Origin of the sequence: Lishizhenia sp. (assembly GCF_033720595.1) — a bacterium.
GTDB lineage: Bacteria > Bacteroidota > Bacteroidia > Flavobacteriales_D > Crocinitomicaceae > Lishizhenia.
This window is the reverse complement of the sequence record NZ_JAWWCF010000016.1, coordinates 1-24,920: the sequence shown is the minus strand read 5'-3', so window position 1 is coordinate 24,920 and position 24,920 is coordinate 1. Positions and strand designations below refer to the sequence as shown.

Below are 24,920 nucleotides of genomic sequence, written 5' to 3'. Positions count from 1 at the left end.
GTGGTGATACTTCTGTTTACTCAGGACCAATTAACTTCTTAGCATTTATGGATAATGATTCATCTTGTTTTGCTCAAGAATTACAAGTTGATGGTAACCCATACTTATTGTACAATAACGGTGCTCAGTTAGATGCAGGTGTTCAAGCAATTGCTCCACCAGCAACAGGATACTACGAGACTGATGGATGGTACAACCAGAACATGTACAGAACTACATGGTATACATTTACAGCACCAGCTTCTGGAGATGTAATGATTTCTGGTACTGATGTAAACTGGTCTGGTAAAATGGCGGTTTACGAAACTACTGACTGTGGTGACTACAACCAGTTTAACTTAATTGGAGCGAATGATAACGGTGTGTTATTTGGAAACACAGCAGCACCAGAATGGGCTGTGTGTGGATTAACTCCAGGTCAAACATACTACTTGTTACACTCTTCAAACTACAACTCTCAAGGTAACTTCTCAATTCGTTTAACTGGTTTAGATTTTGAAGCAGGAACGAACACTGGAGTTGTTGACGCATGTATCGGTGATACTGTTGATTTATTCAATGGAATTACAGGTTATGATGTACAATACGGAGTTTGGAATGATTTAGCGAATACAGCTCAAATGGTATCTCCTAATGATTTCGCTACATCAGTATTAGCAGCGCAAACGTATGACTTCGAATACAGAGTTTCTTTAGGATGTTCTTACGATTCTATTGTTGCTCAAGTGAAGATTTTCCCTCCTTCTAGTGCAGGTAACGATGGTTCTATCAATGTTTGTATGAACCAACCAATTAACTTGACTGCAGGACTTTCTGGAAATGCTGATTTAGGTGGTACTTGGTACGATCCTCAAGATGTTGAGATCACTCAATCATTACCATTAGCAGGAAACTTCCCAGGTCAATTTAACTACGATTACGTAGCAGGAAACGGAGTTTGTCCAGATGATACAGCATTAGTTGTTGTTATCGTTGATGGTTCTTGTGACTGGATGGGATTAGATGATGTTGAAATTGAAGGAATCTCAGTATTCCCTAACCCAACATCTGATGTATTGAACATTACTTCTGTTGGAAACCACGAAGCTTTAAATGCACAAATCGTTGATGTTAATGGTAGAATCGTTTCTATCGCTAACGAAACATTAGTTGCGGGTGGAGCATTAACTTTACCAGTTGAAGGTTTAGAAACAGGTGTTTACATCTTGAAATTATACAACAATTCAATTGAAAACAGCTTTAGAGTTGTGATCAAATAATTGATCGTTATAATATTTAGAAGGGGAGAACGAAAGTTCTCCCCTTTTTTTATGCCCTAAAAATATAGTGGTGAGGCTGAAAGTTGTTATGCTTGAATTGCTTTTCCCATGAAGTTTTAATTAATTTTGCGCCCACTAAAAATAAACTCATGATTAATAAACTTCAATTGGCCGTTCTCGCGACGGTTTCAACGGGTATGTCGTATGCCCAAATTTGTGGTGGTGGTCCTTCGAGTACATTAAATGAGAACTTACAAAGTTTGAATTTTGCGGGAGTAAACACTACCATCAGTTACACAGGTTGTCCGGGTGTAACAGGAGTACAAGATTTAACATCTTCAATTGCCGACGTAGTGGCAGGGAATTCCTACCAGTTTGATGCTGTATTTGGTACATGTGGTACTGCTAATAATGCAGGATTAACAACGGTATGGGTAGATTGGAATGGAGATCAATCCTTTCAAGATGCTGAAAAGATTCAAGAGTGGGCTGGTACTTTTCCTCACAATGCAACATTCCCATTAACTATTCCAACCAATGCAGTAAATGGTGCGCTTACCATGCGTGTTATTCATAAAAGAGGTGGAGCTCTACCTGTTAATCCTTGTGCAGGATTTACATATGGATCTGCAACTGATTTTACTATAGAAGTATCGGGGGGAACAGGGTGTAATCCTACTTTTGATTTAGCAGCGGTGGATGCAACATCATCTTCTGTTGATTTAACATGGACATCAACCAATTCGGCGCAAGCATATGTTGTGGAGTATGGAGTAGATGGATTTACACCTGGAACAGGAACAAATATTACACCCACAACGGCAAATGCACAAACTATAACAGGTTTAGCAAATCAAACCATGTATGATTTTTACATTCGCTCTATATGTGGTGCGGGAGATACATCTGCTTATATGGGACCAGTTGCAGCGAATACCTTTAATTTAGGTGATTTCATGGATTGGGATGAAGCTTGCCCTTCAACTGGATTTATCGATATTTCTGCTACAGGAACGGATTTACTTTTAAGTGATGATGGAGAAGAGAACTTTACCATGCCTTTCCCATTCTTATACCAAGGTAACTTAGTTACTAGTTTAAGAATTGGTAACAATGGAGGTTTGCTTATTAACAACACTTCTGCTGGTGTATACAGTTACATTCAATCATCAATTGTTAATGGTATTTTCCCTTTTGTTCAAGATTTGGATATTGATATAGATGGTGTTGATGTGCCTGGAGTATTTACTGAAGTTTTGGGTACTGCCCCGAACCGTCAATTGGTGATTATGTGGAAAGATAGAACACATTATCCGGGTACAACTCATTTTAATCCTGCTACCTTCGAAATCATTATTGATGAGACAACACAAGACTTTTGGTTTGTTTATGATGATGTAGATTTCGGAAACCCAAGTTTTAATAATGGTAAAGACGCAGAGATTGGAATTCGTGGAGCATTAAGAGATATTGATGTTTCTATTAATGATACAACTTATCTTAAAGATAATTCTTGTGTTCACTTCTTCAATACAGATTGTCCTAAAGTATCTGATATTTCTAATGTTAGTTACCTTCCAAATGAATTAAGTGTAACATGGACAGCAGGTTTGGCAAATGAGTCAAATTGGACAATAGAGTGGGGCTTACCAGGATTTACTCCAGGAAACGGTATTGGATCGGCAACTACAACTACAACATCTTATACGATTCCTAATTTAAATGCACTTACGGCGTATGAAGTACACATTTACGCAGACTGTAATGTAAATTCTAGTTCAACAGGTAATAGTGCAGTTTTTGAAACCGCTGCTACATGTGCTGAGCCATTTGGTATCAGTGTAGGAGTTGGAGTTGATTCTATCAGTCCTTCTTGGAACTGGATGCCAAATGGTTCTGGTTCTATAGCTACATCTTTCAATATTAGATATGCACCTATCCACACAGATCTTTATGATGCAACATTGGTGAATTCTACGAATACAACAGTTTTATCTAAAGATATCGTTGATCCTACTATCATTTCAAGTGGGATGTACCACGTATACATGCAAACGGTTTGTGGAACAAACGATACAAGTTTATGGGTAGGACCATTAACAGTTATTGCAGATAATGCAAATGATAGTGTATGTGAAGCGCAGGAATTAGCAGTAGATGGAACAGTTTACTACTTAAGTAATAATGGAGCTTCTGTACAGACCGGCGAGTCTACTATTGATCCACCTGTTACGTCATATCAAGATGATATGGGTTGGGGTTCTTCGGGTATTCACAACTCTATGTGGTATACGTTCATAGCTCCTGCTTCTGGCCAGGTTAAAATTTCTTGTTTAGATGATGTTTATGCAGGGAAAGTTGCTGTTTATGGAACAACGAACTGTTCAGATTTCTCTCAATACACATTAATGGGAGCAAATGATAATGGAATGCTTGGTCAAAGTTCTTCTGCACCGGAATTTGTGGTGTGTGGATTAACTCCTGGAGACACGTATTACATGGTGCATTCATCAAGTACGTCAACTTCAACACAAGGTGTATTCTCAATGAAACTTACAGAAGTTGTATTAAATGCGGGTATTGCTGGATCAACGTATAAAGTGTGTACTGGTGATACTGTAAATTTATTCCAAACTATTGCCGGAAATGATGTGCAATACGGTTCTTGGTCTGAATTGGAAATGACTGGACAACTCCAAAATGATTCGTTATTTGCTACCTCTATAGTAGCTTACAGAGCGTATGATTTCCAATATAGCGTAATCTATGGTTGTGCAATGGATACAACTGTTGCGACTGTGGAAGTTTACGGATTGTCATCAGCAGGAAATGATGGTGTTGTTCAAGCGTGTAAGAACCAACCCATCAATTTGTACGATGGTATTTCAGGAAATGTTGATTTAGATGGTTCTTGGTATGATCCCCAAAATAACTTGGTGACGAGTGTGATTCCAACGGTAGGGTCAATTCCAGGTCAGTTTAATTATGATTACATTACTGGAAATGGAGTTTGTCCAGATGATACAGCATTAGTTGTAGTTCAAGTGATGGCAAATTGCGATTTCTTAGGATTGAACGAATTGGAAGCAGGTGCAATTGAGGTTTACCCTAATCCGGCGTCGAATAATGTAACCGTGAGTTCATCTGTAAATACAGCTGATATGCACTTACAAGTTATCGATGTGAATGGAAGAGTTGTTATGAATGAAAGTTCTTTCCTCACGGAAGGTAAATCAAATACAATTGATGTGAGTTCATTGAATAAAGGATTGTATATTTTCAGCTTGTACAATGAAAATTCCGTAGCAAATGTTAAGGTAATTATCGAGTAATTATAAGATAATCTTAAGTTAATAATTGAGGGGAGCGAGAGCTTCCCTCTTTTTTTTGAATAATCCACCGAAAAGGCGCATAGAGATCAGTGTTTCATAGGAGTCCAAGTTAAAGTTTTAGTTGTAGATGGTTTAATACCTTGTTTTATAAGGGTGTTAAGCGTGCATAGTAATAAGTTCGGAGAAATTACGACTTGCTAAGAAGTCAATTTAGGTGGAGATAAATAAGTAGGTAAACGCCCTTGTTTACTATTTGTTTACCCCCAGTTTTCCTAGGTTCTTATTTCCTTTGCAAGGATTAAAATTATTAACATATGAAGAAAAAATTATTAATGCTCGTTATGATTTTCATAACAGCGGGTAATCTTTTCAGTCAGTGTGTACAAACGGCACCCTGGTTAGAAGATTTTACCAACGGAATCCCAACTTGTTGGACACAGTCATCCGGAGCTGGAGGAACTTGGATTACTCCTGGTTATTTGTACGGAGATATGAACCCTACTTATGACCATACGAATGGAGCTCAAAATGATGACTTCGTTTATTTCAATGGAACATACAACGCACTAGATGTTGTCCTTGAAAGTCCAGAAATTGATGTTACTAACTTAACAACTCCTACACTACGTTTTTGGTTAAGGTCTTTCTACCCTAACTCACAAATACCTTCACCAAACACGATTTCAGTAGAGTTTTTCGATGGTAATGCATATGTTCAAGTTGACTTATTATCGGGTGACTACGGATCAGATTTTAAACCTTTCGTTTATGATTTAACGAGTTACGTTTACAATTCCAATTTAGTAAGGTTCAGATTTGTTGCAAACAAAGGAGCTTCACCAAATGCATTAACACGTAACCAGATTGCATTAGACGATATTGAGGTTTTAGATTTAGATACATACTGTTTGAGTCCGCTAGAATTAGCCTTCAATGGTTCAACGGCTACAACTGCAGATTTCTCGTGGATTGAATTTTCAGGAAATGCTGGAGACTACATTATTGAATACAGTGACTTCAATGATATCAATACGGTTTTAGGGTCTGTTGTTGTCAATGGATCTGTTTCAGGTACATTGAGCAGTATTCCTTCAAATAACTTTTACAAAGCTCGTGTAAGAAAAATTTGTGCTCCTGGAGATACTTCTGGTTACTCAAACATAGTTAATTTCAATACGTATGACTTAGGAAACCATGTAGATTTTGATTTCCAGGCTTCGCCACTAGGTTATGTAGATATTGCAAGTCAAAGTAACAGTCTTTACGTTAATACGAACAGCAATGCTTTCGTAAGTTTAAACTGGCCAATATTTGTTGAAGGAACAGGTTATTCAAATCTTTCAGTAAGTGAAAATGGAGGTATTTTGTTTGGTGAAGAAACAAGTGGTCTTTACACAAATAATGCAGCCATTACTTCTTCGTTATCGCCAGGGGTTTATCCTTTCTGGGACAAGTTGAGCCAAGGTTCATTTTACGTGGAAGAACAAGGTTCTGCACCGAATAGAGTGTTAATCGTATCTTTTGTAGACAGACTTAATACTCCGGCTATGTCTGGTAATGAGATTAGCTTTCAAGTTCAATTTTTTGAGGCTACACAAGAAACTTTTGTTGTTTACGAAGATGTAGAATTTGGTAGCCCTTATGAAACTGCAGATTTCGGAGGAGAAGCTTCTATTGGTTGGGTTGGATCAAATACGGTGCACGAAGTATCATACAATGATGCGACGGTATTATCTCACCACAATACAATTCGTTACTTCTACACGGATTGTCCAAACGTGGAAGACCTTACGGTTACGCAAAACTTATATAATCAGATAGATTTAACGTGGTCTGCTGGTCAAAGTTCGGCAACGTCTTACACTGTAGAGTGGGGACCTGAAGGATTTTTACCGGGTAACGGAACAGGTACAATGACTGTAAATACAAACGCTGCATCAATCACTGGTTTAACGCAATTGACAGATTACCAAATTTACGTTTATGCAGATTGTGGATCTACTACTGGAACAGGAAGAGATATTCACATTCAAACTGCACCATTTTGTGCAACGCCATTTGGTGTTTCTACAACAATGGGTGTAGATTCTTTGATGGCAAACTGGAACTGGATTTCAACGAATGCTGGTACGGTAGTGGATGAGTTCAATATTTCATTAACGATGAATGGACAAAGTCCTTATGCTGGAACAATTACTGCTGTAGATAATAACTTTACAGATACTATTGTTGATCCTAATATTACACACGGTACAGTTTACGACGTTTATGTGCAAGCAAAATGTACAAATGGTGATACAAGTTTATTCTTTGGACCTATTGTTTCAGTAAGTCCATTATTAAATGATACAATTTGTTATGCTCAGCCTATAGCTGTGGATGATCAATTGAATGTGTTTACAAATGTTGGAGCTACAGAAGGGCCAATAGATATTTACTTTATACCACAACCAAATAGCCCTTCAGGTTCATGGAATTATCCAGATCCTGCGAGATCTACATGGTTTACTTTCGAGGCACCAGCAAGTGGTAACGTGAAAATTTCTGGATCTGATTACGGATATTGGGGGAAAACAGCGGTATACGAAATTTCTAATTGTAACGATACGAGCACCTACCAATTAATCGGGGCAAATGATAACGATGATTTGAATGAAGGTGCAGGTTCTGCTACTAATTGGGTTTTATGTGGTTTAACACCAGGAAATACATATTATCTAGGGCACTTTGCACAAGTTTCTTACACACAGCCAGGGTTCTATTCTCTACGTTTAACTGAGGTAGATTACACAGCAGGTGATGTTATCGGAAGCATGCAAATTTGTAAAGGTGATACACTAGATCTATACAGTGCAATTAACAACTTTGATATGATCAATTCATCTTGGACGGATCTAACAGGTTCAAATCAATTGTACACAAATGAGTTTGCTTCTACTTTGTTGTCAGAAGGAGTTTACGCTTTCCAACACACAGTGGAATACGGTTGTTACCAAGATACTACAGTTGTAAATGTTGAATTGTTTGAACAAGCATCTGCGGGTATCAATGGAAGTTTAACGACATGTAAAAACAATCCGGTTATTTTAACGGATGCCTTGTCTGGAGATATTAATATCGATGGTACATGGTACGATTACCAAGACAACGAAATCATAGGGTTGCCAGTTTCTCCAAACATCCCGGGACAGTTTAATTACGACTATGTTGTAGGAAATGGAGTTTGTCCAAATGATACTGCAACGGTTGTTGTTGTTGTTGATGGATCATGTGATTATTTGGGTGCAGAAATCTTTGAAGATGGAGCTTTAGAGGTGTATCCAAACCCAACTTCTGATGTGTTGAATATCGTTTCTAATATTGAGCACGAAAACTTGGAAGTAATGATTTTAGACTTAAATGGAAGAGTTGTTTTAACTTCTTCTTCTGTATTAATGAGTGGAAGTACAGTTAAAATGGATGTGTCTTCTTTAACTGAAGGTATGTACATGCTTAAAGTATTTAACGCGAATACTTCAACGACTTACAAAGTGGTTGTGAAATAATACATAAGTTATTTTATTTAAGGGAAGAGCTTTGGTTCTTCCCTTTTTTTATGTGCGTATTTTAACATTAAAATTGGTGAAATACTCAAGTTTTCTGTACATTTAGCTCCCAATCAAATTCTGATAAAATGAAAAAACCTTTCAATTTACATAAGTGGATAGAAGAGAATAGAGATTTATTGAAACCGCCAGTGGGTAACAAAAATTTATATGTTGAAGCTGGAGACTTTATTGTTATGATCGTTGGTGGTCCAAATGCAAGAAAAGATTATCATTACAATGAGTCTGAAGAGTTATTCTATCAAATAGAAGGAAGTATTACGGTTAAAATTCAGGAAGATGGTCAGTCGAAAGATATTACCATTAATGAAGGAGAGATTTTCTTATTGCCAGGTAATATTCCACACAACCCAATTCGTCCTGCTAATACAGTAGGTTTAGTAATTGAAAAAGTTAGGGAAGGTACGGATTTGATTGATGGATTAATGTGGTTCTGTGATGAATGTAATCATCAATTAAAAGAATACAAATTCAATTTAAGAAATATTGAAGAGGATTTCTTACCCCGCTTTAAGGAGTTCTACAACTCAGAAGAGGATAGAACTTGTGATAAGTGTGGACATGTGATGGAAATCGATGAACGCTTCATTTAGGAATAAGAGAATTAATAAGAAGTCCTTCCATTTTGGGAGGACTTTTTTTTGAATGCTTTTTAACTAGCTCCCTATTTTAAAAGGTTTATGTGTCCGGTTTGAACCGTTTGTTCACCGCGTATACTTTTGTAAGTCATTTTCCAAACATAAGTACCATCCTTACAAACAACTCCATTATAAGTACCATCCCAAGTGTCATTGGGGTCCGTCATTTTATAAATTAATTCACCCCACCTGTTAAAGATGAGTAATTCAAAATCTTTTACGTTAGAGGCCTCTACTTTAAACAGGTTATTGTGCGCATCATTGTCTGGTGTAAAAGTGTTAGGAACGTAAACAATAGGGTCGAAATAAATATTGATAGCTGCATCATCCTGACAACCATTTTCATCTGTAAATAATACGATGTATGTAGTACTGTTTTCTGGTCTAGCTACTGTTGTAGCACAAGTTGGGCAATCAACTGTCTCAGCGGGTGTCCATTGATAGTTCCCTCCTAGACTGGATCCAGTAGCAATTAGGTCGAATACATCACCAATAAAACCGTATTGGTCATTGTTTGTGGTTACCTCTGGAGTAGGATAGTGGTCGATAAGAACTTTCGCCGTATCAATACAACCATTAATATCTGTTACTTCTACCGTAAAAATCCTTGCAGTTGGCGGATAAACAAAAGTAGAAGGGGCTCCCGCATCGAAGGTATAAGCACTCGGTGTCCAACTGTACGAAACACCACCTGATGCCCAAACAAATGCGGTATCTCCAGGGCAAATTATAGTGTCATTACCCGCTTGCGCATCTACAACAATTACATCCACAAATACTGAGTCATAAACTGTTCCACATGCATTGGTAAATCCTACGGTGTATAATTGATCATTGAGCACTGAACAAGTTACCGTAGCACCAGTGGTTGTATTTAAACCTGTTGGCGGAGTCCACGTATAGGATGTTCCTCCACTTGCGGTAATGTCTACACTCGAATTTCTACATAATGGAACGGTGTCAGGCAAAACTGGGGTGGGTACATCGTCGAATACTTCTACAAAAATTTCTTCTTCTACCGCACAACCATCAGAGGTGGTTATGTCAATCACGTAATTTGTAGTTGTGTTTGGTGTTGCTATAACTGTATCCTGATCACTGACATTTAAGCCACTTACGGGAGTCCACGTATAACTTACACCTCCACTTACCCATAATTCAGCACTTTGTCCTAAACAGAGCATAGTGTCTTGTGCGCTGTTGGTGTTCACATCAAAAACTTCAACCAGAACATCTAAGGTATCTGAACCACATGAATCTGAAACGATAACGGTAAACGTTGTGTTTTGAGTGACACTAGCCATTGGAGTCGGACTTGTTGGGTCATCTAAAAATTGGGCTGGTGACCAGTTGTAATTTATACCCCCAGAAGCTTCTAATTGAATACTGTCACTTGGACAAATTGAGGAAGACGGTTGAGTGATTGCGCCTTGAAATAAAAAAGCATCAATGTCAAAGTATGCTGTATCGTCTTGAAAGCAACCATTGCTATCACTCACTACTAACATAACCTGGTATTGTCCTGGTGTATTGTAGGTATGGCTCGGTGCAACTTGGGTTGAAGTATTTCCATCACCAAAGTCCCAGAAATAAGAATTACCGTTGGTAGAATTGTTTTGAAACGTAACAGGATTCGGAAGACAAACAAAAGGTGATGGAGCACCGAGGGCAGACTGAATACTACCCAAGTCAAATTTAAATGCCGCTAAATTACAGTTTGAACTTTGATTGGTCGTTGAAACAACCCCTGGAGTGGTTGTAAATCCATTGGCATTACCACCACATCCTCCACAGACTGCGTGATAAATTCTTCCTCCTTTATCGAACCTACTTGTACCACCATCTACGTGGTTGTTTGGTCCTGTTGTTCCTCCGATAAACGTTGCGTATTCCAATCCAACTCCATCTGGTCCGAGAACGCCAATGTAAAAGTTGTTTCCATTCGTGGTTGTTTGATAAGCTCCTGTAGTTGTAGGGAAATTGTTTGTAGAGCTACCTGTAGCTTGTCCGAACTGATTATTCAAAGTTCCACCCCATCCTGTGTAGTAGATTTCATTACAATCAGATACTAAAAATGCCGTTGGAGATATTTCTACGGTTCCACTACCTGAACCCACTACCGTTTGCCATTCCTTGTTGGCTAAATTTTCAGAAAAACGCATGATAAACTGTCCGGAATTCGCAACACCATATTTACCTGGAGTAATGGGTATACTTCCTTCTGTTTGACCAAAAACGTAGATTTTGTCGGACATATCAATTTGTACAAAGAAACTTTGGTCGTAATCATTGGTACCCAAATATGTACCACTTAGAACATTAGAATTGGTACCATTGAGTCTTACCAAGTATCCATCACTCATTCCCCCAATGAAAGAGGAAGTCTGACCACCACTAATATTTAAGTTGGTCGATGTTGTTCCTCCTGTTAAATAAACACTACCTGTAGAAGATACTTGTAATGCATTTCCAGTTTCATCGCCAGAACCACCATAATAGGTAGACCAAATTAAGTTGGTTAGTGTGGAATTAAACTTACCTACAACAGCATCTCTAATTCCTCCCAGTGAATTATCTGAAGCATTTAATGTGGGGAAGTTAGAAGATTGTGTAGTACTCGAGAAATATACGTTTCCAGTTGCGTCTAGGGTAATTTCACCTCTAAACTGGTCTCCATAATTGTAGAGTAAATTTCCTGTATTTAGACCATCATTGCCAGAACCTCCCATATATGTTGAGGCCAATAAGCTGGTTCCTGTTGCATTTAAACGTGCAATATATATGTCAGTACCCGAAAATTGTATAGAGTTTTCTTGGACCAAAGTACCACCATTCATTGTGTTTTGATGCGGTGTACCTGCCATCGGGAAGTTTGTTGAAGACGTAACTCCTAGGATAAATAATTCTCCCGCGTTATTGGCTACGATAGAATGTGCCGTTTCATTACCACTCCCTCCTAAATACGTTGAATAGAGTAAGGCGGTACCATTTGAGTTGAATTTAGAAATTGATACATCCCATAGAATTGAACCTTCCCCTCCGTTGAAAGTACCATCGTATGCTCCTGTAGAAATAGGATAACCTGTTCCTACAACTATACCCCCTGCAATTAAATTAGCATTCTTATCTGGTGTTGCAGTAAATCCCCAATTATCTGCTGTAGATCCTGTAAATGAACTAAAGGTTAAAAAAGGATCTATGATAAGTGTTTGATTGGGATCGTAATCGGGAATGTCAAATTTCGTTTTGTTTCCGTTTAAAGTATAAGCGGAAGTTATTTTTCGTTTTCTATCACCATTCAACAAGTAAGAAACAGGTTTTGATTCCATCAGGTTTCCGATAGAAGTAATGTGATGAAGGTTGTTTTCTTCATCTAAAAATAATTGATCTTCACCTTCGTGTTTAATGACAATGTTATCTGGGTTTCCTCCAGGGTGTACAATGAAAGAATATTTGAGTTGTTCGTTTTTGGCTTCTAGCAACAAATCGATTTTCGGATAGAAATCTATAAGTTTTACAGAACGATAAGCGTGTAGCTTACTTTGCCATTTCGACGAATCGCTTCCGATGATGTAGTTTCTATAAAAATCAGAACTGTCTTTTTCTTCAACTTTTCCAGCCCAAGATGAATTAACGAAAGTAGATTTTAGTCCGTGGAATTTGATGTCATCTTCGTGTTGATGGGCATGATCCTCTCCATCATGGTCGTGCCTACCTTTGTAATTTGTGAAGACATAGGTGAAAGCATCTTTCTCAATGAACATTGCTCCAGCCTCTAATTCAATTTTGTAGAGAATATGACTCTCCCATTGACCCTTATTGGGATGAATCCAAGGGTCTTCCTGTGCCGTCGATAAAAGTACAGCGAAACATGTGGTCAATATTAGAGTAAGGAGTTTCAAGTCATTAAAATTAAACATTTTTTGTGCCAAAATCTAGTACGGTCCTAGTACTTTCATTCTGTGTTAATTATTAGACAGATAATGGTCAAAGAAGTTGCCTAAACTCAGGAAATATTAATAAATATGAAATGGAGACATAGATGATGAGGTGCAATAAAAAATATAAGCTTAAATTTGCAAAAAAAATGTTGCGAATCAATGAGTGATGCTATCAAACACGAGTGTGGAATTGCACTTCTGAGACTTAAGAAACCATTAGAGTATTATTTAGAAAAATATGGAACTGCTTTTTATGGAATTAACAAATTGTATTTGTTAATGGAAAAGCAGCACAACAGAGGGCAGGATGGTGCCGGAGTTGCGAACATTAAGTTCGACATGGATCCGGGAGAGCGTTACATCTCTCGTAAGCGTTCTATTGATTCGAAGCCTATTCAGGATATTTTTAGTTCAATTAACTCTCGTTTCGAGGAGATTGAAAATGAAAACCCTGAAATGTTGAAAGACATCAACTATTTAAAGAAGAATGCTGGATTTACAGGTGAGTTGTTTTTAGGTCACCTTAGATACGGTACTTTTGGAAGAAATAGTATAGAAAGTTGTCACCCTTTCCTACGTCAAAATAACTGGATTACAAGAAACTTAGTGGTTGCAGGTAACTTCAACTTAACGAACGTTCACGAGTTATTTGATGTGTTGTTAGGAATTGGACAGCACCCTAAAGAAGTTTCTGATACAGTTACTGTATTAGAGAAAATTGGACATTTCTTAGACGTTGAAAACGAAGATATGTTCAAAAATCTTAAGGCTCAAGGTTACTCTAACCAAGAGGTTTACTCTAAAATTGCACAAAGCTTAGATATTCCAAAAATCTTGAAGAAAGCTTCTGAAGATTGGGATGGTGGTTATGCAATGTCTGGATTATTTGGTCACGGTGATGCATTCGTATTAAGAGATCCTTCAGGAATTCGTCCAGCATTCTGGTACGAAGATGATGAGGTTTGTGTGGTTGCATCTGAGCGTCCAGTGATTCAAACAGCATTCAATTTAAAGAAAGAAGATATCAAGGAACTAACTCCAGGTCACGCTTTAATTATTAAGAAAGCAGGAGAAGTTAGTGAAGTTGAAATCAATGTACCACGCGAGCGTAAAGCTTGTTCTTTTGAGCGTATCTACTTCTCTAGAGGAAACGATTACGATATCTACAGAGAACGTAAAACGCTCGGTGATTTAGTAGTTCCTCAAGTAATTGATTCAATTGGTGGAGATTTAGATAACTCTGTATTCTCATTCATTCCAAACACTGCGGAGATGTCATTCTACGGTATGATCAAAGGTTTGGAAGACCACATGAACAATGAGAAATTCGAAGCAATTAAAGCTTTGGGTTCTGACTACAAAGAAGAAGATTTAGAGAAAATCTTAAAGCGTAGAGCTCGTATAGAGAAGATAGCTATTAAAGATGCTAAATTGAGAACCTTCATCACGCAAGATGATGCGAGAGATGACATGGTTGCCCACGTTTACGACATTACTTACGGTACAGTTGTAAGAGGAAAAGACAACTTAGTAGTTATTGATGATAGTATCGTTAGAGGGACTACATTGAAGCAAAGTATCTTTAGAATATTAGATAGATTAGAACCGAAGAAAATAGTAGTTGTTTCTTCAGCTCCACAGATTAGATTCCCAGACTGTTACGGTATTGATATGGCAAGAATGAAAGACTTTATTGCTTTCGAAGCTGCCATTGCTTTATTGAAAGAAAACAGCATGGGACATATCATTACAGATGTTTACAACAAATGTAAAGAACAAGAATCTATTCCAAAGGAGCACGTGAAAAACTACGTGAAAGAAATTTACGAACCCTTTACAGATGTTCAAATTTCTAAGAAGATTTCAGAATTGTTGAAACCAGTAAATATCAAGGCTGAAGTAGAGGTGATTTATCAAACGGTAGATAACTTACACAAGGCTTGTCCAAATAACCTTGGAGATTGGTACTTTACAGGAGATTATCCTACACCAGGTGGTAATAAGGTAGTGAACAAAGCCTTTATTAACTACGTGGAAGGAAGCGACGCAAGAGCGTATTAATATTACCCATTATACCCATGAAACAGAAGACCGCAATATTCTTTTATTCTTTAGGAATATATGTGGTTCTTCAGTTTCTTTGGTGGGGTTACCACATTATCGATTTATCCGAACAACTAAGTTCAAAAAATAGTTCCCTAGATTCTCGCGTTCTGATGATACTGGGAGAAGGAGCCGTGTTTTTCGTTATTCTAATTCTTGGATTATGGAAAATTAGGGCCTCTATCAAAAAGGAATTGGCACTTTCTAACCGACAAAACAACTTTCTGCTATCTGTAACGCACGAGTTAAAAACTCCCATTGCGGCCAATCGTTTATACCTTCAAACGCTGTTGAAAAGGAGTTCTTTATCTGAAGAAAAGAAAAAAGAAATTATTAGTTCTGCCTTGCACGAAAACAAGCGTTTACAAGAAATGATTGATAATATTCTTACCGCAACGCAGCTCGATAATAATGTCTTAGAACTCAATCAGCAACAAGAAGATTTAAAAGAAATTGTAGAGAAATTGCTCAATAAATTTATCTACCATAGATGTGATGTTGATTTGCAAGTTGACCTCAAGAGAAAGGTTAATATCGATAAAATGCTTGTAGAAATCATGTTGAGTAACTTGTTGGAAAATGCCGTGAAATATGGTGATGGAAATCCTATCACTGTTACGATTCGCGATTTAAAGACCTCTGTAGAAATTCAAGTGAAAGATCAGGGGGTGGGAATTGACAAGACCCAGGTAAATCAAGTTTTTGAGAAATTTTACAGGATTGGAAATGAAGAAACGCGAACTCAAAAGGGGACAGGTTTAGGCTTGTACATTGTTTCTGAATTGGCCAAAATACATAAAGGAAAAGTAGCTTATGAACCCAACCAACCCAAGGGTTCTATTTTTAAAATAATATTGAATAATGTCTGATAAAAAAACAGGACTCATCATCTTAGATGGATGGGGAATAGGAGATAAATCAGAATCGGATGCGATTTATCATGCACAAACACCATGTATGGATCAATTAATGGAGGAATATCCTAACGCAACTTTGGTGACTTATGGTGAACAAGTAGGTTTACCTGAGGGCCAAATGGGAAATTCTGAAGTGGGTCACTTAAACATTGGTGCAGGTAGAATTGTATACCAAGAATTAACGCGTATTAACAAGAGTATTAAAGACAAAGATTTTTTTGAAAATAAAGTTTTGTTGAATGCTTTTGAGAAAGCGAAAACCAATAAGGTAAAGGTTCATTTAATTGGACTTGTTTCTAAGGGAGGTGTTCATAGTAGTCAGGAGCACTTATACGCACTTTGTGACATGGCCAAAGCCCAAGGGGTGACGGATGTAAATATTCACGCCTTTACCGATGGTAGAGATTGCGACCCTAAAAGTGGAAAGACTTTCTTGGCTGAATTGAATGCGCATTTAGAAAACTCTGTAGGAAAAGTAGCTTCTGTAATAGGAAGATACTATGCCATGGATAGAGATAATCGTTGGGAACGTGTAGAAAAGGCCTATGATCTTTTAGTGAAGGGAGAAGGTAAAGTTTATCAAAGCGTAGAAGAAGTATTTACAAGCTCTTACGCCGAAGATATTACCGATGAGTTTATAGAACCTGCTATCATTGCTGGTAATGAAGCTAAAATAGCAGAGGGAGATGTCGTAATTTGTTTCAATTTTAGAACAGATAGACCTCGCGAAATCTCTATTGCTTTAACACAAAAAGACTTTCCTGAAAATGATATGAAAGCGTTGAAGCTGGAATATCTTACGATGACAAGTTATGATGATACCTTTAAGAATGTCAATGTGATTTTTGAAAAGGATAACTTGGTAAACACTTTAGGTGAAGTTCTAGAGGGAGCAGGTAAATCTCAAGTGAGAATTGCAGAAACGGAAAAATATCCACACGTTACTTTCTTTTTCTCTGGTGGTAGAGAAAGTGAATTTGATAAGGAGACTAGAATTTTAGTGAACTCTCCAAAAGTGGCGACTTATGATCTTCAACCAGATATGAGTGCACCGGAAGTGAAAGCCAAAATTATTAATGAATTAAATACAAATCAGCCAGACTTCTTCTGTTTGAATTTTGCGAATCCAGACATGGTAGGTCATACTGGAGATTATAAAGCGATTCAAAAGGCAGTTGAAACCGTAGATGGTGCCTTGTGTGAAATTTTAGAAACAGGGATGTCATTGGGGTACGAATTCATTGTGATTGCTGATCACGGAAATGCAGATTATGCAATTAATGCAGATGGAACTCCAAACACGGCGCACAGTACGAACCCTGTACCGGTAATTTATGTTGGAGATAAAAGTAAGCATATCAAAGACGGAAAATTAGCCGATGTGGCTCCAACAATATTACACCTTTTAGGGGTTGAGAAATCAGCTGAAATGACAGGTGAGAGTTTACTCTAAAAAGCGTAAGATTTATACGATAAAAAGGGGGATTGATATTAAATCAATCCCCCTTTTTCTATCCTGTATTTGTTGTTATTTCACGAGTTGAATAAAACCTTGTTCTTCAATTTCTTCTCCTTGGTAACCGTAGAAGGTTGCGCGGTAGAAATAAGTTCCTGGACTACATGCATTTCCTGAATCTTTATTAGTTCCATCCCACACTGCTTTTGTAGGATCACCTGTCGATTCAAAAACTGTATTACCCCATCTATTTGTGATGATAATATCGATGTTTTTCGCATTAATAGGATTGAAAGTAAATACATCATTTTTATCATCTCCGTCTGGAGTAAATACGTTGGGAGTGTCATAGCTCAATGCCAAGAAAGGAATGATAGTAATTTGTGCAAACGCTGTATCAGAACATGAACCTCCATATACAATTAAACTTACATCATAAACTTGCTGTCCATCTGTATAGGTTTGATTTTGTGTTGCCAAATCAAAAACCGTAACTCCATTTCCGTTTCCAAAGTCCCATTCAAATGAAGATCCTCCAGTACTATTGTTTGTAAATGTTACTGGTAAAGGTGCTGTACCTGTTGTTGGGTTAGCGGTAAAGTCTGCAACGGGCACGTTTTCTTGATCTACGAAAACACTATCGAAAACTTTACATCTGTCATCTTCAACTTCGAAGTAGTACCAGCCAGAAGATAAGTTACCCCAAGCACTGGCATCGATACCGTTCTGAGAGTTAGGACCGGGTCCTGACCAGTTCAATTGTGGTTGTCCCACCTGTCCAGTAAATTCTCCTGTTACCCAACCTGAGGCTTCGCCACAAGGCGTAGGTCCCGAATAAACGGTATCTACAGCTAAGGTCTGATCAACAATAATTTCCATGGTGTCTTCGAACACGAAACCACATGCATCAGTAGATTGTACGATATACAAATTACTTTGATTTTGATACCCTTCTAAGTAAACAGAATCACCGGATGTGTATACACTTCCACCGGGTAGTTGTATCCATTCATAAGAGTAAGGTTCAAATCCGTCCACTGTATATACCTCTGCTAAAACAGAGTCGTTATCACAATATATGGTAGTATCTGAGGTTATAACCTCGGAGAAGGGTTCGTCAGTTATGTAGGTAAAACCTTCAGAGTAGACAGTGTCTCCACAAGGCGTTATCGTGTACGCACTTATCGTAAGTAGCTCCGGTCCTTCGTCTACACCATCTTGTATAGGGTCAATAACAATAGAAATTGTGTCTTCACCTGGAAGGAAAATAACCGTACCATTTTGTCCTATAGAAGTGTAATCCGTTCCTTCTATTGCTTGTCCACCCGTACTGTACACTACAACCAAGCTATCACCTGTCTGAGTTTCTGGTCTTGAGAAAGTAATTGTACCTTGTGTACAACCTTCCACTAAAGTAGAGTCATTTACACTTTGATCTGAGGTAATGCTAATATCAACAGTATTTGAAGAGAAAGAGTTAGCCAATAAGAATACACCAGAATTTAAGGCCTGGTCACCTACGTTACTCAAGGCTATCTTAATGTGGTAAGTTTGTCCACAAGTAAGCGATGCGTTTGCTGATAGCGCAACAGTTCCTCCTCCATATGGATATCCTGCAGTTCCTGAATAAGACGTTGTATAGTAAATAGAATTACTTTGCCAGTTTGGGTCCTGTGCAGCACATGTAGCAGGGTTTCCTGCTCCTCCTGCTGATCCAGAGTTAACCGTGTTAATAGCTACAGGAACATTTGTGTTCGGAATTAATGCAATATTCTCAGCGTTGTATTGGTAAGGTCCATTAAAACCTGGTCCAGAGATAAAGAAACCAAATACGTCATTAAATCCTGAACATACATAAGTAGGATACTCAGAAGAGGCAAACATATAATTGAAAGATAAGGTATCCCCTGTAGGTATAAAATCAAATTCTAAAACCACCCCATTGGTAACCGTGTTTGTTGCAATGGCATTTAAATCTGGATCGTAAGAAACAGTTCCATTCCCTCCATCAGTGGTTAACAAAACTCCACTCGAAAAGGGAAAGTTTCCACCTTGGTCAGAAAATAGATTTACGTTTCCTTGTGTTGAATTTACGTTGGCTGTACTTCCATTGTAGCTGACGTTAGAAACAATAATTCCTTGACCCAGAAGTGTATTTTGAATAACATCTAAAACTGAAGTCGTGTTTGATATCGTTAATTGCGCGTGTATGCTCAATGTTAAAAACAAGCATGCGGTGGCGAGTAAAAATCGTTTCATAAATGTAAATGGTTTATTTTCTCTTTTCTACAGACTACTTTCTGCTAAAAAAAGTTGCTTGAAAATAGTGAAAACCAGATAAACTTTTTGATTTTGAGGCGTAAATGTGATAGAAACTTATCTTTACACTTTAAAATTAATTACATGGAAAGTACAATAAAGTATATCAACGCTAACAAAGACAAATTTTTAGAAGAACTCATAGAACTACTTAAAATACCATCAGTTTCTGCTGACCCTGCATTTAAAAATGACGTTTTAAAAACGGCAGATTTTATTGCTGATCAATTGAAGAAGAATGGTGCGGATAATGTAGAGGTATGTCCTACAGCAGGTTACCCAATTGTATACGGTGAGAAAATTATTGATAAAAACTTACCTACTGTTTTGGTTTATGGTCACTATGACGTTCAGCCAGCAGATCCATTAGAGTTATGGGATTCACCAGCTTTTGAACCTGTAATCAAGAAAACTGACATCCATCCAGAGGGAGCGATTTTTGCCCGTGGAGCTTGTGATGATAAAGGACAAATGTACATGCATTTAAAAGCTTTCGAAGCAATGATGGAGAGCAATGAATTGCCATGTAACGTGAAGTTCATGATAGAAGGTGAAGAGGAAGTAGGTTCTGAAAATTTAGGACACTTCATCAAAGCAAACCAAGAGAAATTAGCAGCAGATGTTATTTTGGTTTCTGATACAGGAATTTTAGCGAACGACGTACCTTCAATTACTACAGGTTTAAGAGGATTGAGTTATGTAGAGGTAGAGGTTACAGGACCAAACAGAGATTTACACTCAGGTTTATACGGTGGATGTGTGGCAAACCCTATCAATATTTTGGCAGAGATGATTGCTTCATTAACGGATGAAAATAATCACATCACTATCCCAGGATTCTACGATAATGTTGAAGAGCTTTCTGCTGAAGAAAGAGCAGAAATGGCAAAAGCACCTTATTCTGAAGAAGATTACAAAGCAGCATTAGATATAAACGCAGTTCATGGAGAAGCTGGGTATTCAACGCCAGAGAGAGGTTCAATTCGTCCAACATTAGACGTAAATGGAATTTGGGGAGGATACACAGGAGAAGGAGCGAAAACAGTTATCGCTTCTAAAGCATTTGCGAAAATATCTATGCGTTTAGTGCCTAATCAAAGTCCAGAAGAGATTACAGAAAAATTCCAAAAACACTTCGAGTCTATTGCTCCAGATAGTGTTAAGGTATTAGTTAAACCACATCACGGAGGTGAACCAGCAGTTACACCTATTGATTCTGTAGGTTACCAGGCTGCAAGTATGGCGATGGAAACATCGTTTGGCATTAAGCCAATTCCAGTAAGAAGTGGAGGAAGTATTCCTATCGTTTCTTTATTTGAGAAAGTACTAGGATTAAAAACGGTATTGATGGGATTCGGATTGAATTCAGATGCGATTCACTCGCCAAATGAACACTACGGATTGTTCAACTATTACAAAGGAATTGAAACGATTCCTTACTTTTATAAGAACTTCGCAGAGTTATCTAAATAATTAACAAGGAGGAGTGAAGGCTCCTCCTTTTTTACGAGAGCATTTTGAAAGGATTAAATTTAGTATTGATTTTCATCATCGGTTTCTTTTTCACAAGTTGTGAGGTTTATGAAGATTTAGATGTTGAGGAGATAAAGAGTGTGAAGATTGGGACCATCAAGGATGGTAAACTCAATTTGAAAATTACTGCAGATGTTTTAAACCCAAATGCCTACGGAATAAAATTGAAAGAGACTGATTTACAAGTTTTTTTGGACGACAACTTTATGGGTACAGCTCACCTTAATTCTCCGGTTAAATTATTGCGAAAGCAAACCAAAGCATACACCTTTGATGTGGAGGTTGGACTAGAGAAAGGAGTGATGGCCAAATTAATCACCCTAGCTTTAAAAAAAGAAGTGATGCTGAAGGTAAAAGGCGACATTAAAGCAGGTGTGATGGGGATAAGTAAAACACTCAAGGTGAGTAAAACCAAAACAATAGATCCAGCAATTTTAATGCAACGATGATAGATGTTGAATTAACGGGAGAGGGGGAATTTACTACCTTAATGCAAGAGTCTGGCATCGTTAGCTTTTATGATGCTTGTAGATTTGTTGCTACCATTCCCTATGCAAGAATTAGTGATAGAAAGGATTTGTCCTTGGTCTTTCATGAGCGCAGAGGTACATGTACGTCAAAACACGCTTTCCTTAAAGTGTTGTTAGAGGAACAGGGTATTTCTGATGTAGAATTGGTATTGATCTATTTTAAAATGAGTGGAGCAACCCATAATTGTTTGGGGGGCTTGTTCGATAATATTAATTTGGATTATATACCAGAAGCGCATGTTTGTTTAAAACATCAGGGAAAATACTATGATTTTACCACGCGCTATTTCTTGAATATAGAAACGTACATCATGGAGGAAGAGGTGATAGATGTAGAAACCCTCCTGGCAAAGAAAAATCAGAAACATCTCGAATTTTTAAAAGCTTGGAACACGAGTGAATACAGTAACGATCAGATATGGTCGTGGAGAGAAGACTGTATTGGACTTCTTTCCAAACAATAATTTTTATTTTTGAAGCAAATTATTTGACATTATGAGTACAGCAAACGCGGTTGACCAAGGTCACGTAGAATATAAAGTAAACGATAAAGGGATAGCAACAATAGAGTTTGGACACCCTTTAAGTAATTCATTACCAGGTAAAATTTTACAAAAATTAGCCGATACAATTACGGAATTAGGAGAGAACGATACTGTAAAAGTGATCGTTTTAACTTCTGCTGGAGAGAGAGCATTTTGTGCAGGAGCTAGTTTTGATGAATTGATTTCTATTAAAGACTTCCCAACAGGAAAAGAATTTTTCTCTGGATTTGCAAAGGTGATCAACGCAAGCAGAAAATGTCCAAAATTAATCATTGGTAGAGTTCAAGGTAAAGCTGTTGGTGGTGGAGTTGGATTAGCTTCTGCTGTAGATTACTGTTTGGCTACTAAACATGCGGCAGTTAAATTGTCTGAGTTAGCAATAGGTATAGGACCATTTGTTGTAGGACCAGCTGTAGAACGTAAAATTGGTGTTTCGGCAATGAGCCAGTTAGCCATCAATGCTACAGAATGGAGATCTGCAGATTGGGCAAGAGAAAAAGGTTTGTATACAGATATTTTCGATACTGCCGAAGAAATGGATGAAGAGTTAGAGAATTTAGCAAATACATTGGCGAATTCTAACCCTGAAGCAATGATGTTGTTGAAGAAGATTTTCTGGGAAGGAACAGAAAACTGGGACGAATTATTGTCTGAAAGAGCTGCAATGAGCGGTCAGTTAGTATTGTCTGAGTTTACAGTAAACGCAATCAACAAGTTCAAAGCAAAATAGTTTTTGAACAAAAGATATGAAAAGGTGCAGCTTCGGTTGTGCCTTTTTTTGTTTTCACTAAAACAATACTGCTCGTAGAATGTTGTTAAAAGAAAAACAATGTATCAACTCAAGCGCACGCAGTTTGTAAAAGCAAGTTTAGAAGAATGTTGGGAGTTCTTTTCTTCTCCCAAAAACCTCCAAACGATTACACCTCCCTATATGGGATTTAACATTAAAACGGAAGTACCTGAAAAAATGTACGAGGGGTTGATGATAGGGTATACAGTTACACCTCTTCTAAAAATACCCATGCAGTGGGTAACAGAGATAAAATATGTTCACGATAAAAAATTCTTTGTGGACGAACAGCGTGTGGGACCTTACAAAATGTGGCACCACGAACATCATTTTAAGGCAGTTGAAGGCGGAGTAGAGATGACGGACATTGTGAGTTATGCACTTCCTATGGGGATACTTGGTAGAATGGTACACCCCTTTTTGGTGAAACCAAAACTTGAAGAAATATTCGAGTATAGGTTTAAAAAAGTAGAAGAGCTGTTTAACGATAAGTAGTACTTACATCTGTCTTTTTGATATTGCTTTTATCTGTGTTTCTCTGAACTCGTCAATGATGTTCATACCTGTATTTGCTTCGAGAATTTTTAAAAGTTTACGTGCTATTTGATACTGCGTAAATTCGTGGATTTGAATTTCTTTGCCCATTTTATCTAACAGGTTGAAATCAAAAGTTTCGGAGCGTACGGTTGTGCTGGATCCCCTACTACTCATTTGAGCAGCGCTTCTTGTATATCGTAAAATTCCAGTTGTGTCTTTTTCAAAGGTATTCCACAAGCCTAATTTTATTCCAAAAACAGATTTATAACTCCTTATTTTACTCTTCGTGAAATTAACCTCAACACCTGTTTTAATCAGTAAAAGAAATAAGGCAATAGGAACTCCGATGACCGTAATCATTGGTTCAAATGTTACACATATCACACCCCCTACCAAAGCGATCATTCCGGGAATAAGATAATTCATTGAAAAACCTTCGGATACAATTGCATTTTTCATAGGGTTCAACTTATTAAACTTAGAATGGCGAAATGAATTAAACTGAGGGTTAAGAGGCTGTATTTATTCATTGATGGTGATGTGGTTAAGGTACAAATGTACAGTTCTAAATATGTTTTAGCAAATCCCGAAAAAATTGGAATTATTTACTTGAGACTACTCTTAGAAATCATTTTGAGTAATCCATAAGAAATTAATTAAACTGTCTTTTTTATAAAGATTCAATCGACCTAGAATGGGGGAGTTATGAGTCATGTCTTTCATTTGGATGATACCATAGTTAAACTCTAAGTAGGAGTCATCATTACTTGTGAAAAAGATGGTATCAGCAGACTTAACATAGCTTCCAGACGCGCTTTCTTTACGAAAACAAACTTCAGTATACCTAAAGTCATGTCTGTCGGTTAAGCTTAGCGTAGTTCTACAATTCGCCGCACCCTCTCTTGAAGCGTTAAATAGACTTGCTGTATCCAAATGATTGCTGCTAATTATCCCCACGGGGTAGTATGCGGCTAGGGTTAAAACAGAGGAACCTAAAACTAACACACCTATTCGATGTACATTCCTGAACTTTTCTGTAAGAAGGATGATGAATTGGGCAAAATTAACACAAACTAATACACACCATGCCGTGAACATTAGAAGGAAGAGGGAGATTGAGAATATGAAATGATTCGAAGTAAAGTGTTGGTATAGGAATTGAGTGTTCACTACAAGGAAGAAAAAGATCATTGTGAAGGTCAGTGCTCTCATGCTTTAATTCACGTATATTTTACCGAATGTATCAATAATAAAGCAGATAACTTTGAATATGTTGTGTTTTTCATTTTTCCTTAAAAGCAGCAATCAACGCGTTTAAATCTTCATAGAAAAAATGCGCCAATTCTAGTTTTGGATTGGGTATATGAGATTTTTCGGGTATCACACAAACTTTCATTTGGGCAGCCATACCTGCT

The 24,920-nt window shown here is 37.6% G+C and carries 16 protein-coding genes; 12 read left to right on the top strand and 4 right to left on the bottom strand.

The genetic code is table 11. From position 1 onward, the window contains the following. The 4 genes from R3333_RS02275 to R3333_RS02260 all read left to right on the top strand — a co-directional run. Positions 1-1,259, top strand: a 1,259-nt coding sequence (locus R3333_RS02275) for a T9SS type A sorting domain-containing protein (protein WP_318956954.1), incomplete at its 5' end; no start/stop codon positions are given. 149 nt (positions 1,260-1,408) lie between these two features. After that, on the top strand, positions 1,409-4,591 hold the full coding sequence (locus R3333_RS02270) for a GEVED domain-containing protein (protein WP_318956953.1): 3,183 nt from the start codon (positions 1,409-1,411) through the stop codon (positions 4,589-4,591). Positions 4,592-4,905: 314 nt separating this feature from the next. Continuing rightward, the gene (locus tag R3333_RS02265) at positions 4,906-8,136 is read left to right on the top strand and encodes a T9SS type A sorting domain-containing protein (RefSeq protein WP_318956952.1); all 3,231 of its coding nucleotides are present in this window, start codon (positions 4,906-4,908) and stop codon (positions 8,134-8,136) included. 128 nt (positions 8,137-8,264) lie between these two features. Next, a complete protein-coding gene (locus R3333_RS02260; RefSeq protein WP_318956951.1) occupies positions 8,265-8,789 on the top strand; it encodes a 3-hydroxyanthranilate 3,4-dioxygenase in 525 nt (174 codons plus the stop codon). Positions 8,790-8,860: 71 nt separating this feature from the next. On the opposite strand, the gene R3333_RS02255 is transcribed toward R3333_RS02260, so the two are convergent. Further along, the gene (locus R3333_RS02255) at positions 8,861-12,754 is read right to left on the bottom strand and encodes a gliding motility-associated C-terminal domain-containing protein (RefSeq protein ID WP_318956950.1); all 3,894 of its coding nucleotides are present in this window, start codon (positions 12,752-12,754) and stop codon (positions 8,861-8,863) included. Positions 12,755-12,934: 180 nt separating this feature from the next. Here R3333_RS02255 and R3333_RS02250 point away from each other — a divergent pair, with 180 nt between their 5' ends. Genes R3333_RS02250 through gpmI form a run of 3 tightly spaced genes read left to right on the top strand, consistent with a single transcriptional unit; the run spans position 12,935 to position 17,248 of the window. Next, positions 12,935-14,836, top strand: a complete 1,902-nt coding sequence (locus R3333_RS02250; protein WP_318956949.1) for an amidophosphoribosyltransferase — start codon at positions 12,935-12,937, stop codon at positions 14,834-14,836. Positions 14,837-14,853: 17 nt separating this feature from the next. After that, positions 14,854-15,747 (top strand): HAMP domain-containing sensor histidine kinase, encoded by an 894-nt coding sequence (locus R3333_RS02245; RefSeq protein ID WP_318956948.1) that lies wholly within the window; start codon positions 14,854-14,856, stop codon positions 15,745-15,747. Beyond that, positions 15,740-17,248, top strand: coding sequence for a 2,3-bisphosphoglycerate-independent phosphoglycerate mutase (gpmI, locus tag R3333_RS02240; RefSeq protein WP_318956947.1), 1,509 nt, complete (start codon positions 15,740-15,742; stop codon positions 17,246-17,248). The genes R3333_RS02245 and gpmI overlap by 8 nt, the downstream gene beginning before the upstream one ends. A gap of 75 nt (positions 17,249-17,323) precedes the next feature. Here the strand turns inward: gpmI and R3333_RS02235 are convergent, their stop codons facing one another. After that, entirely contained in the window at positions 17,324-19,510 is a 2,187-nt protein-coding gene (locus R3333_RS02235; protein ID WP_318956946.1) for a choice-of-anchor L domain-containing protein, read from the bottom strand. A gap of 144 nt (positions 19,511-19,654) precedes the next feature. Between R3333_RS02235 and R3333_RS02230 the strand changes: the two genes are divergently transcribed. The 5 genes from R3333_RS02230 (at position 19,655) to R3333_RS02210 (ending at position 23,463) form a co-directional block, all read left to right on the top strand. Next, a complete protein-coding gene (locus tag R3333_RS02230) occupies positions 19,655-21,043 on the top strand; it encodes a dipeptidase (RefSeq protein ID WP_318956945.1) in 1,389 nt (462 codons plus the stop codon). Between the two features lie 44 nt (positions 21,044-21,087). Beyond that, positions 21,088-21,552: an LEA type 2 family protein gene (locus R3333_RS02225; RefSeq protein ID WP_318956944.1), complete on the top strand. Its 465-nt coding sequence runs from the start codon at positions 21,088-21,090 to the stop codon at positions 21,550-21,552. Next, complete coding sequence (locus tag R3333_RS02220) at positions 21,549-22,097, top strand: hypothetical protein (RefSeq protein ID WP_318956943.1); 549 nt, start codon at positions 21,549-21,551, stop codon at positions 22,095-22,097. Before R3333_RS02225 ends, R3333_RS02220 begins: the two co-directional genes overlap by 4 nt. A gap of 31 nt (positions 22,098-22,128) precedes the next feature. After that, on the top strand, positions 22,129-22,908 hold the full coding sequence (locus R3333_RS02215; RefSeq protein WP_318956942.1) for an enoyl-CoA hydratase/isomerase family protein: 780 nt from the start codon (positions 22,129-22,131) through the stop codon (positions 22,906-22,908). A 99-nt stretch (positions 22,909-23,007) separates the two neighbouring features. Beyond that, the gene (locus tag R3333_RS02210; protein WP_318956941.1) at positions 23,008-23,463 is read left to right on the top strand and encodes an SRPBCC family protein; all 456 of its coding nucleotides are present in this window, start codon (positions 23,008-23,010) and stop codon (positions 23,461-23,463) included. 3 nt (positions 23,464-23,466) lie between these two features. On the opposite strand, the gene R3333_RS02205 is transcribed toward R3333_RS02210, so the two are convergent. Both R3333_RS02205 and R3333_RS02200 read right to left on the bottom strand, forming a co-directional pair. Next, positions 23,467-23,964, bottom strand: coding sequence for a hypothetical protein (locus tag R3333_RS02205; RefSeq protein WP_318956940.1), 498 nt, complete (start codon positions 23,962-23,964; stop codon positions 23,467-23,469). A 162-nt stretch (positions 23,965-24,126) separates the two neighbouring features. Next, positions 24,127-24,717, bottom strand: a complete 591-nt coding sequence (locus R3333_RS02200; protein ID WP_318956939.1) for a hypothetical protein — start codon at positions 24,715-24,717, stop codon at positions 24,127-24,129. Between the last annotated feature and the right edge of the window lie 203 nt (positions 24,718-24,920).

Coding starts and splice junctions, on each gene's coding strand:
- R3333_RS02230 (WP_318956945.1), top strand. CDS start 19,655: ATGGAAAGTACAATAAAGTATATCAACGCTAACAAAGACAAATTTTTA.
- R3333_RS02255 (WP_318956950.1), bottom strand. CDS start 12,754: ATGTTTAATTTTAATGACTTGAAACTCCTTACTCTAATATTGACCACA.
- R3333_RS02200 (WP_318956939.1), bottom strand. CDS start 24,717: ATGAGAGCACTGACCTTCACAATGATCTTTTTCTTCCTTGTAGTGAAC.
- R3333_RS02235 (WP_318956946.1), bottom strand. CDS start 19,510: ATGAAACGATTTTTACTCGCCACCGCATGCTTGTTTTTAACATTGAGC.
- R3333_RS02205 (WP_318956940.1), bottom strand. CDS start 23,964: ATGAAAAATGCAATTGTATCCGAAGGTTTTTCAATGAATTATCTTATT.
- R3333_RS02270 (WP_318956953.1), top strand. CDS start 1,409: ATGATTAATAAACTTCAATTGGCCGTTCTCGCGACGGTTTCAACGGGT.
- R3333_RS02250 (WP_318956949.1), top strand. CDS start 12,935: ATGAGTGATGCTATCAAACACGAGTGTGGAATTGCACTTCTGAGACTT.
- R3333_RS02215 (WP_318956942.1), top strand. CDS start 22,129: ATGAGTACAGCAAACGCGGTTGACCAAGGTCACGTAGAATATAAAGTA.
- R3333_RS02220 (WP_318956943.1), top strand. CDS start 21,549: ATGATAGATGTTGAATTAACGGGAGAGGGGGAATTTACTACCTTAATG.
- R3333_RS02210 (WP_318956941.1), top strand. CDS start 23,008: ATGTATCAACTCAAGCGCACGCAGTTTGTAAAAGCAAGTTTAGAAGAA.
- gpmI (WP_318956947.1), top strand. CDS start 15,740: ATGTCTGATAAAAAAACAGGACTCATCATCTTAGATGGATGGGGAATA.
- R3333_RS02265 (WP_318956952.1), top strand. CDS start 4,906: ATGAAGAAAAAATTATTAATGCTCGTTATGATTTTCATAACAGCGGGT.
- R3333_RS02245 (WP_318956948.1), top strand. CDS start 14,854: ATGAAACAGAAGACCGCAATATTCTTTTATTCTTTAGGAATATATGTG.
- R3333_RS02260 (WP_318956951.1), top strand. CDS start 8,265: ATGAAAAAACCTTTCAATTTACATAAGTGGATAGAAGAGAATAGAGAT.